The sequence below is a fragment of the Rhizobium sp. 05L419 genome (genome assembly GCF_056397845.1).
This window is the reverse complement of record NZ_JBFTOF010000049.1, coordinates 18553-27523: the sequence shown is the minus strand read 5'-3', so window position 1 is coordinate 27523 and position 8971 is coordinate 18553. Positions and strand designations below refer to the sequence as shown.

7 protein-coding genes, 1 tRNA gene and 1 pseudogene are annotated in these 8971 nt (G+C 57.6%); 5 read left to right on the top strand and 4 right to left on the bottom strand.

Translation table 11 applies throughout. The features are described from left to right. Positions 1-69: 69 nt before the first annotated feature. Positions 70-146: transfer RNA gene (locus AC1DMK_RS30165), tRNA-Met, on the top strand. A 103-nt stretch (positions 147-249) separates the two neighbouring features. On the opposite strand, the gene AC1DMK_RS30160 is transcribed toward AC1DMK_RS30165, so the two are convergent. Next, entirely contained in the window at positions 250-1137 is an 888-nt protein-coding gene (locus AC1DMK_RS30160) for a LysR family transcriptional regulator (protein ID WP_477863919.1), read from the bottom strand. Here AC1DMK_RS30160 and AC1DMK_RS30155 point away from each other — a divergent pair. The 4 genes from AC1DMK_RS30155 to AC1DMK_RS30140 all read left to right on the top strand — a co-directional run bounded on the left by AC1DMK_RS30155 (position 1030) and on the right by AC1DMK_RS30140 (position 4008). Beyond that, complete coding sequence (locus tag AC1DMK_RS30155) at positions 1030-1860, top strand: NADPH-dependent F420 reductase (RefSeq protein WP_477863922.1); 831 nt, start codon at positions 1030-1032, stop codon at positions 1858-1860. The genes AC1DMK_RS30160 and AC1DMK_RS30155 overlap by 108 nt on opposite strands. A 59-nt stretch (positions 1861-1919) precedes the next feature. Continuing rightward, positions 1920-2915, top strand: coding sequence for an alpha/beta fold hydrolase (locus AC1DMK_RS30150; RefSeq protein WP_477863918.1), 996 nt, complete (start codon positions 1920-1922; stop codon positions 2913-2915). A gap of 93 nt (positions 2916-3008) precedes the next feature. Then, the gene (locus AC1DMK_RS30145) at positions 3009-3206 is read left to right on the top strand and encodes a tautomerase family protein (RefSeq protein WP_037168173.1); all 198 of its coding nucleotides are present in this window, start codon (positions 3009-3011) and stop codon (positions 3204-3206) included. Positions 3207-3309: 103 nt separating this feature from the next. After that, a complete protein-coding gene (locus AC1DMK_RS30140) occupies positions 3310-4008 on the top strand; it encodes a hypothetical protein (protein WP_477863917.1) in 699 nt (232 codons plus the stop codon). A 265-nt stretch (positions 4009-4273) separates the two neighbouring features. Here AC1DMK_RS30140 and AC1DMK_RS30135 read toward each other — a convergent pair whose 3' ends face one another. From AC1DMK_RS30135 to AC1DMK_RS30125, 3 genes and pseudogenes are all read right to left on the bottom strand, one after another. Then, positions 4274-4486, bottom strand: coding sequence for an AI-2E family transporter (locus tag AC1DMK_RS30135; RefSeq protein ID WP_477863916.1), 213 nt, complete (start codon positions 4484-4486; stop codon positions 4274-4276). 138 nt (positions 4487-4624) lie between these two features. After that, positions 4625-7767 (bottom strand): annotated as a pseudogene (locus AC1DMK_RS30130) (efflux RND transporter permease subunit). Position 7768: 1 nt separating this feature from the next. Beyond that, positions 7769-8926, bottom strand: a complete 1158-nt coding sequence (locus AC1DMK_RS30125) for an efflux RND transporter periplasmic adaptor subunit (RefSeq protein WP_477863915.1) — start codon at positions 8924-8926, stop codon at positions 7769-7771. Positions 8927-8971 lie beyond the last annotated feature (45 nt).

Here is an 8971-nt window from a genome sequence, read left to right as displayed (position 1 = left end):
CTCAAACAGGATGCATAATCGCTCGCGCGGTTACGCAAGCGCGACAAATCCAAACGGATCGTCGCTCGACGCGGGGTGGAGCAGCCCGGTAGCTCGTCAGGCTCATAACCTGAAGGCCGCAGGTTCAAATCCTGCCCCCGCAACCAACGCTTTTCCACGCTAGAACCACAAAAACTACGATCCCCTCCGATGTCATTTGCTGGGTTGCCTCATGGGAAAAATTGCTTGGTGCAACGGGGTGAGGTATAATCAAGCTCCCCCAAAAGTTGCGACTGCAAAATCTATGAAACTTCTAAGCTTCGGAGTCAGGCGACGATCTGGGGCGTAAAGAATGTGCAAGGGACGGGTCGGTACAGAATAGTCTGATAGCAGCGGTGCAAGCCTTCCATCTGCGAGACAGTCTTTCACGAGTTCCAATGGTTGCAAGATGATGCCCAATCCTTCGAGGGCTGCGCAAAGCAGTGGCTCGCCATGATCGACCATAAGTCGGCTGGTTATAGGAACTACCTCCCTCCCATCAGGCCCATCGAAAGTCCAGTGTGTCCGCAGCTCCGTATGTGAGAAGCCGAGGCACTCGTGCCTTTGCAGGTCCCATGGCGACGTCAACGGATCGTGTGCTTCCAGGTATGCGGGCGCGGCGCACAATACCAGGCGATAGGGGCCAAGTTGTCGCGCGATCAGGCCGCTGTCCGACAGCTCTCCGACACGGAATACAGCATCGTAGCCCTCTTCAATGAGGTCGACGGCACGATTGGCCAGCGTGAGGTCCACCGACACTTCCGGATACATCTTCATGTATTCGGGTAGGCGAGGAGCAAGGGTTCGCATACCGAAGCTGACAGGGGCATTGATCCGCAGGCGCCCGCTTGGCACAGCACGGGTTTCGGCTGCCATGCTCTCCGCCGTCTCAACCTCCGACAGGATGATCTTGGCTCTTTCGTAGAAGATACGACCAAAGTCCGTCAGGCTTTGGCGGCGGGTGGAGCGATGAAGCAGTTGGACACCCAGGTGCTGTTCGAGTTTCTGCACATGTTTTCCAACCAGTTGGGAGGACATTTGCATGGCTTCTCCAGCCGCACTGAACGAACCGCTTTCAACAGCTCTGACAAATACTTCCATGCCCGTCAGTCGATCCATTTGAAACACCCTGTTTCAGGTAAAGCGATGTTCGCGAGATTTATCCCGTTTCATTTCATCGTCAATATGCGGGCAACAGCAAAAGAGGATAAGAGAATGAAAGTCGCAGTTATCGGAACGGGAAACATGGGCTCGGGATTTGCTCGGGCGTTCGCATCGGTAGGCATTGACCTTGTCATCGGCCATCGCGACCCGGCCAAGGCCGCAGCGCTGGCTGCCGAACTCGGCACCACTGTTGAAGGTGGCGGAATTGGCGCCGCTGTAAAGCTCGGCGATGTCGTTCTGCTTGCCCTGCCGTATCAGGCCGTCGCTTCCGCTCTCGCCGAAGCTGGCGACCTGACCGGGAAGATCCTGATCGATATCAGCAACCCGATCACCGCGGACTACAAGGAGCTTCTGCTGGGGCATACGACCTCCGCAGCCGAAGAAATCCAGAAGGTTGCTGCCGGAGCGCACGTCGTCAAGGCGTTCAACACTATCTTTGCCGGCCTGACCTCACCCGAGGCCCGCGCATCTAAAAAGCTGCAAACCTTCGTTGCCGGCGATGACGCTGATGCGACTGCGAAAGTACGCGACCTTGCCGAGAGGCTCTCGTTTGAGGCCATCAATGCAGGCCCGCTCAGCAACAGCCGTTTTCTCGAGCCGATCGGAGAGATGAACATTCACTTCGGCTTTTTCCTTGGTATGGGGCCGGTTGTCGCCCCTGCCTGGGTCCGCGTTTGACGAAAAAGCCAACGATGGGCGGCGATCTTCGCCGTCCATCGACGAATGGAGAAACGTATATGAATAAGCTCATAATCAGAGCAATTTGCGCAGCCCTGCTGACGTCATTCTCGAGTCAGGTGTTGGCTACCTCTGCAATCGAGGTGCTTGGCCGCGACTTTACATTTCCGAACCATGTCGAAGGCGTTCCCGGCAAGCTTTCCGATTTCAAAGGATTGCAGCTCAACAGCTTTGAGACGAACGACGGAGCGAGGCTTTCCTACTGGGAAGCTGGCGAGGGCCGGCCGATCATCTTCGTTCCGGGGTGGGGAGCCAATGGTGCTGAATACATCAACGTCATGTTCCTGCTAAGCAAGAAGTACCGCGTTCTCGTGCTGGATCCACGCAATCAGGGTCTGTCCGAGAACGTTGACTATGGCACTCGGATCGCCCGCTACGGCATGGACCTGAAAGAGTTCGTCGATCATCTCGGCCTTGAGCAGGCAGATTTCTGCGGCTGGTCGATGGGTGCATCGGTGATCTGGAGCTACATCGATCTTTTCGGCACCAAAGCCATCCGCAAGGCCGCCTTTATCGATGAGCCGATTTCGATTTACACGCATGCGGACTGGACGGAAGAGGAGCGGCTGAACGCCGGTGGCATGACGACCTCGCCTGAGCGGATGATCGCGGCCTTCGCCGGTGCCCCGACCAACAGTCAGGTCGTCGATATGAACGTCGTCCACCATGCCATGGATGAAGGTTCTCCTTATTTCAAGAACTCCGAAGCGTTTGCGCGCGAATTCGTCAAGAGCGATTCGAAATACATGAGCCTCGTTCTGTTTGACCATGCGACCAACGACTGGCGCGACGTCGTGAGCCGCAAGATCGATGTGCCGACTGCGATCTTCACGGGCGAGAACAGCAACAATGTTCCGAGTCAGAAGTGGATGCAGTCGCAGATCAAGGGGGCAGAGCTCTTTGTCTATTCCGCAAAGGATGAGGGAGACCATTTCCTTGCTTTCAAGAACCCTGTGAAGTTCACGAACGATCTCAGTTCGTTTCTGGAACGCTAAGAGCGGCGCTACGCGACGCGAGACGGGACCGGCCATCCCCCGGACCATCATCACGGCGGCAGTCGGCCGCCGAAAACCCAAAGGTGAAATAACATGCCTGTCGTACGCGTGAGCTGGTTCAGCGGCAAGGATACGAAAGCCAAAGCTGCAGTGGCAGCCGAAATCACCGAGAGCATCGTCAAAAACACTGGCACCGATGCCAGCTATATCTACGTCCTGTTCGAGGACATTGAGCCATCCGACTGGGCCGGTGCCGGCAAACTTTTCGGAGAAGCAACCGAGAAATCGTAGCGGCCATAAGCTGGAGGCGCGGCGCGGCAGGCGCTTGCGTTGCGCATAAGCCAACCGGGGCACGGACAACAAACGACTGTGCCCCGTCAAACTGGAGGAACCAATGAATTTGATACGCAGCATACCCTTGACTGTCGGCATGCTTTTCGGGGCAGAAGGTCATTCATTCGGTACTTCAGCGACCACTCCGACCGGCGCCTTTCGCCTGTCTGGTGTTTCACTCGAACACAGTATGTACAAAGGCGAGCCGGCCTTCGGGATAACGATGCCACGTGAGGCAATACAGAATCCTCAAAAGGAACAACTCGCCGACCGGGACTTCATGGCCTGGCTGCCTTTGGATTTTGGTGACGGAGTTATTGAAGTCGAAGTGGCGAGCGAACTCGTGACTGATGCCCCAGCCTACGCCAGAGGTTTCATCGGTCTCACCTTCCGTATCGACAATGAGGGACGATTCGAAAGCATCTACCTGCGACCTACAAATAGTGTCGCCGACGATCAGGTCCGCCGCAATCACAGCGTTCAGTACGTCGCCTATCCTGACTACAAGTTCGACAGGCTCAGACGCGAATCTCCGGAGCAGTACGAAAGCTATGCGGAGATGGACCTGGGACGGTGGATACCCATGAAGATCGTGGTGTCCGGCCAAAAGGCGGAACTTTATCTCGACAGCAAGACGCAACCCGCGCTCATCGTGAACGACCTCAAACTCGGACCTGACCAGCGCGGTGGCGTTGGCGTGTGGCTGGAATCCGGCACTGTCGCATATTTTCGGAACCTGAAGGTGACAGCCGCTCCATGACGATGAGGCTCAAAACCGGAAGGCTGTAATGCCCCTGCAATGCGGGAAGCCCAGCTTCACCGGACCCTCAATAACCAGGTCCAGTGTAATGAGCCTCCTTAGATCCGCCCTCAGGTTTCTTGCCCGCTATCTCCAGCCCATCATCGTTCTCGCTGTGCTCCTATCCGGTCCTTTGATTATCCTTCTGATGAAATAAGAAGAATTCGGACAATCCATTGAAACGGTTATGACGACGTCCGCTGATGATAATCGGGAAGGCGAAAGTCTACAGGAGTTGCAAGACGTTGTCGGTCATACTGATCACCAGGTTTCCGACTGCAAGCAGAGCCAACGCCTTCAGATAATCGCCGGCCATGAACAGGTAAATGGTTGCTGGGAACCGCATGAGTGCCGCGCCGATCTCCGGCCGAAGCGATAGTAGCGCCATCAGAACGCCCCAGAGCAAGGCGGCCTCAATGCCGAGCAGCCAGAAGGACAAACTTCCGATCGCGGGCCTGTATCGACGCAATGATCACATTGCCTTTGACGCTGGCTTCACAACGAAGGCGAACTTCTGAGATATGATCGGTGTAGCTCTGATTGAGCTGACTTGCCTTGCTGATTGTCGCGGCCAGTTTTACCCTGCCTGCATTTTTGAGTGTACCGCTTCTCCGCTTTGTGCCTCGGGCGCTTTTGGCATAAAGCGAGCCAGACGCCGTGTGATGCTGTCGATATAGGACAGGATCATGGGCACGACGATCAAGGTCAGAATGGTGGAGCTGATAAGGCCGCCGATCACCGCATGCGCCATCGGAGCGCGTTGAGCGCCACCGCCGTCGACCGCCATACCGAGCGGGATCATGCCGAAGATCATCGCTAGCGTGGTCATGACGATCGGCCGGAAGCGGATGGCACCGGCGCTGATCAGGGCGTCGTTGAGCGAAAGACCACGCTGGCGCTCTTTGTTGGCAAAGTCGACCAACAGGATGCCGTTCTTGGTGACCAGGCCCATCAGCATGATAAAACCGATCAGTGAGAACATGTTGATTGTGCTGCCGGCAACCATGAGGCCGAACAGAACTCCGATCAGCGACAGGGGCAGTGTCGCCATGATGGCTAGAGGCTGCGAAAAACTGCCGAATTGCGAGGCGAGCACGATGTAGATGAAGATCACCGCCATGGCGAGCGCCGTGACCATATGGCCCATAGTCTCCTGCATGTTCTCGGATTCACCGCCGAAGCGGATGTGATAGCCATCGGGCAGATCGCGATTGGCGATCAGCATTTGCAGTTCGCTCGTCACATCTCCGAGTGTCCGGCCGGAGACATCGGCGGAGACCAGCACTTCGCGCCGCATGTCGAAGCGGCGAATTTCTGAAGCGGCCGGGACCGCACGAATACTGGCGACCTGGTCGAGACGCACCATGATGGGCGATCCGCTTGCATCGGTACGGCCAGTCGTGATCATCAATTCGCTGATCGCAACCGTGTCGGATCGCTGCTCGGGTGGCAGCCGAACGATGACATCGTAGGTTTCCCCGCGCGTGTCGGTCCAGCTGCTCACTTCCTCACCGCCTATGAGAAGCGAGAGCGAGGCGGCAAGATCGGATCTGGCAATGCCAAGGTCACTTGCTGCCTCCCGCTTCAGGCGTACCGAAAGGATGGAGGTCACTTCCCTGGCGCTCGAATTTACATCCACCATCCCGGGGATCTTGCGTATGTGTCTGCGAGATCGAAGGCGATTTTTTCAAGAACGGTCCGGTCGTCTCCAAGGACGCTTAACTGGATCGGGCTGTCGCCACCGCCGAGCCCTTCCTGCACAATGGCGATCTCGACGCCCGGGATGACGGACAGGCGCTCGCGGATCGGATTGGCGAGCATAACCGGTGTTCTTTTGCGCTGATCGATCGGCACTAGCCTGACCAGCACGGCGGCACGATGTTTTCCGACGGAATTGCCAGTATTGATCGTCGAATAAATCGTCGCGATTTCTGGGAATTCTCGCAGGGCGTTTTCGACCTGCCGGACTTTCGTCGCTGTATAGTCCAGCGAGGAGTCGACAGGCGTCGTTACATTGATCTGGAAGCGACCCTCATCGGCATTCGGCACGAACTCTGTGCCAACCAGCGGAACCATGAACAGGCTGCTGATGAAAATGCCGACCGTGACCAGCAGTGTGGCGAGCCTATGGCGCAGCGTCCAGCCGATCACAAGGCGATATCGATCCGCAAGCGCTTCGAAGCCGTAATCGAAGCGGGCGATCAGGCAACCGACCGGTCCGCGCTTGGCATCAGGATGCGCATCCGGATCGTACCAAACACTTGATAGCATCGGGTCGAGCGTAAAGGCGGCAAAGAGCGAGATGAGCACGGCCGCCGCCACCATCACGCCGAATTCGTAGAAGAAGCGGCCGACGATGCCTTCCATGAAGGCGACAGGCAGGAAAACCGCGACAATGGTTGCCGTCGTTGCAATCACTGCAAGGCCGATCTCGTTCGTGCCGTCGAGCGCTGCCTGAAGGTGCGACTTGCCCATGTGAAGATGGCGGGTGATGTTTTCACGCACCACTATTGCGTCATCCACCAGGATGCCGATCGACAGGGTCAACGCCAGCAGGCTCAGCGTGTTGAGCGTGAAGCCGAGGAAACTGATGACGGCGAGCGTTCCAAGCATGGCGATCGGAAGCGTCAGGCCGGTAATGACGGTGCTGCGCCAGGAATTGAGAAACAGGAAGACGATGACGACGGCGAGTGCTGCACCTTCGAGCAGCGTCGCCTGCACTTGGCTGACCGACTCCTCGATAGCCATCGAGGCATCGGTGACGACACGCAGTTGGACGTTCTCGGGGGCCAGTTCGGCATTGAGCTGTTCCAGGAGCCTTCGTACATCAGCGACGACCTGCACGGTGTTGGCGTCTTGCACCTTGACGATATCGATCGCAAGCGCCGTTTCGCCATTGTAGACTGCGAGGCTTTCAGCATCAGCCGCACCATCGGAAACGGTGGCAACATCGCGGAGATAAAGCGGCCCACCACCGCGCCGGGCGACGATCATGTCAAGGAGGTCTTCGGGCTGATCGATGCGGCCCTGTACCTGTATTGTGCGTTCAGAGAAATCGCTGATAACGCTTCCTGCCGGGCTGTTCCGGTTGCCGGTGCGCAGGGCGTTGATCACCTCGTTGATGCCGACGCCAAGGGCACGCATACGGGTTTCGTCTATGTTGATGTCGATCTGCCGTTTCTGGCCGCCGACCAGAGTTGCCTGGCCAACACCTGAGATGGTGGTCAATTGACGAATGACGCGCTGATCGGCAATCGTCGTGAGGGCAGKGACGTTCAATGACGTGGAACTGATGGCGACGGAAAGAATGGGCTGATCCGACGGATTGAAGCGTGACACGATCGGTTTGTCGACGTCATCGGGGAAGTCAGCTTCGATCGCTGCGACCTTGTCGCGCACATCCTGTGCCGCAGCCGCCCCCTGGGTTTCGAGCTTGAATTTGGCCGTGATCACGGAACGTCCCTCATACGAGGTCGACGTGATCTCATCCAGGCCGCTAATGGCATTCAGTGCATCCTCGACCGGGCGCGTGACCTCCGTTTCCACTGTCTCCGGCGTTGCGCCCGGATAAGTCGTCATCACGACGACAATCGGGACATCGACATTCGGATATTGATCCAGCCCCAATCGCTGGAAGGAAAAAATGCCCATCACCAGCAGTGCCACCATCATCATGGTGGTGAAGACGGGATGCGTGACGGAGATGCGCGTCAGAAACATGTCAACCTGCCGTGGTAACGTTTACGGCAACGTCGGGCCGCAGTTCGGGGAGAGGGGCTGTAACGATTGTGTCGCCATCGTTGAGGCCGGCGGTAATCTCAAGCAGACTTCCACCGTTCCAAGCCGGTCCCACGGTCACAGGCTGGCGCTGAAGATGACCGTTCTGCAGCTTGAGCACATAGTCGCCGCCGTCGTTCTTGCGCAGTGATGTTGCCGGGACCACGAGGGCGTCGGCCTTCTCACGGACAAGGATCGAGCCGGTCGCAAACATCCCGCCCCAAAGCCGGCCACCATGGTTTGGGAGCCGAAGGTAGACCGGGACGAAGCGCGTACCGATGTCGGCAACCGGATTGATCCGGGCGACCGTGCCTCGAATTGTCTGGCCGTCCATTCCATCGATCTGCAATTCGGCGACCTGATCGACTCCCACACGCGCTATCTCTCGCGTCGAGACAAGAACCCTTGCCTCAAGAACGGAAGTGTCGACCACTGTCAGGAGCTCGGCGTCGGCGCTGACGCGTGAACCCGCCTCGACCACCCGGCTTGCAACGATGCCATCAAAGGGAGCGAGGACTTCCGCGTCACGCAAGGCGACGCGGGCGATGTCCACCTGCGCCGAAAGACTTTGAACCTTTGACGTGTTCGCCGCGACATCGCTCTTTGCCTTGTCAAGTTGCTCCTCCGAGACGATGCTTTTCGCCGCAAGTTGCTCCATCCTGTTCAGAGCCTGCATCGCCAGCACCAGTTCAGCTTCCGCAGCATCACGATCACTCTCGCGCTGCAGCAGCGTCGATTGCAGGTCGTCTGTCTCCAAATGCACCAGCACATCCCCGGCTTTTACAGCCTGTCCATCGCGCGCACTGAGATCGAGGACCTTTCCTCCGGCTTTCGCACGCATCGTTGCACGATTGACCGGTTGGAGTTCGCCGCTGACGCGCAGCCGCTCTACCATCGAGGTGGCCTCAATGCTTGCCACTTCAGCATGCGTCAGCTCGAGCGGTCGGCTGACCTGGCTTGCAGATGCCGCCTCCACGATCCCCTTAAGGCGCTCGTTCGCATCGCCCGTTCCTCTAGCGGGATCGAGATACATGAAGGCAAGAGTGCAGCCGCCAAGGACTACCCCGGCCTTGGCCAATCTCACGGTCCATTTAGTTGCCATCACGAACATCCTTCTCGGTCGAACTCAACATGACCGCCGGCAGGC